The sequence below is a fragment of the Streptomyces sp. NPDC046909 genome (genome assembly GCF_040644695.1).
GTDB lineage: Bacteria > Actinomycetota > Actinomycetes > Streptomycetales > Streptomycetaceae > Streptomyces.
Genome location: NZ_JBEYXC010000054.1, coordinates 1 through 1,221 on the forward strand (window position 1 = coordinate 1; position 1,221 = coordinate 1,221).

The 1,221-nt window shown below is 71.5% G+C and carries 2 protein-coding genes; both read left to right on the forward strand.

Going from position 1 to position 1,221, the window contains the following annotated elements; all coding sequences use genetic code 11:
- The first annotated feature begins 10 nt into the window (after window positions 1–10).
- Entirely contained in the window at window positions 11–730 is a 720-nt protein-coding gene (locus ABZ928_RS53410) for an EboA domain-containing protein (protein WP_361537150.1), read from the forward strand.
- Window positions 730–1,221: TatD family hydrolase (locus tag ABZ928_RS53415; protein ID WP_361537148.1), on the forward strand; the 492-nt coding region annotated here is incomplete at its 3' end. The genes ABZ928_RS53410 and ABZ928_RS53415, both read left to right, overlap by 1 nt.

Consider the following 1,221-nt stretch of genomic DNA (forward strand, 5'->3'; position numbering starts at 1 on the left):
GGACCCCCACATATCCACCGCCCTCGACCGACACCTCACCCCCGACGCACACCGCTGGCTGACCGAGGCCGTCGCCCGCGTCGGCCAGGACCCCAGCGCCGTACGTGCCGTCTTCCCCGCCGTGGGCCGGCGCTGCGGACGCGAGCCCCTCGTCCCCGGCTGGACGGTGGCCGACGCCGCCCGCGCCCGGCTGCTCGAAGCCCTTCCGCTGCGCGGCGCGGAACTTGCCGAGGAGGTGACCGCCCTCCACCGGTACGGGGACACCGCCGAACAGCGGGCGGTACTGCTGTCGCTGGCCCTGCTGGAGGAGGGCGACGCCTCCTTCGGTGACCTGGGGCTGCCCCTGGTGCGGGCCGCGCTGCGGGGCAACGACACCGGTCTGATCGAGGCGGCCCTCGGCCCGTACGCGGCGCGCCACCTGGACCACGACGGCTATCGGCACGCCGTACTGAAGTGCGTCTTCTGCGGCATCTCTCTGTTGCGGATAGTGGGACTCGCCGAGCGCGCAGACCGTGAACTCGCCCGCATGCTGGTCGATTTCGCCCATGAGCGGGTCGCTGCCGGGCGGGACGTGCCTGTCGATGTCTGGCCGGTCGTGCACGCGTACCCCGACACGCTGGAGGCCTCCGGGCTTCCTGTGGAACTCCGCTCACCCCTGTCCGATCGACGCGCGGCGGCCGAACGTGCTCTCGCCGCCTACTCCGCTGTCGCGCCTGCTGGAGCCCGCTGATGCGTATCTTCGACCCTCACATCCATATGACGTCCCGGACCACCGACGACTACGAGGCCATGTACGCCGCCGGTGTCCGCGCGGTGGTGGAGCCCTCGTTCTGGCTCGGTCAGCCGCGCACCTCGGTGGACAGCTTCACCGACTACTTCGACGCGCTGCTCGGCTGGGAGCCGTACCGCGCCGCGCAGTTCGGCATCCAGCACTACTGCACGATCGCTCTCAACCCGAAGGAGGCCAACGACCCGCGCTGCGCAGGGGTGTTGGACGTGCTGCCGCGCTATCTCGCCAAGGACCGTGTGGTCGCGGTCGGCGAGATCGGCTACGACTCCATGACCCCCGAGGAGGACGAGGCGCTGGCCCGCCAGCTCCAACTCGCCGTCGAGCACGAGCTGCCCGTCCTCGTCCACACCCCGCACCGCGACAAGGCCGTCGGCACCCGCCGCACCCTCGACGTCGTCCGCGAGTCCGGCATCCCGCCCGAGCACGTCCTC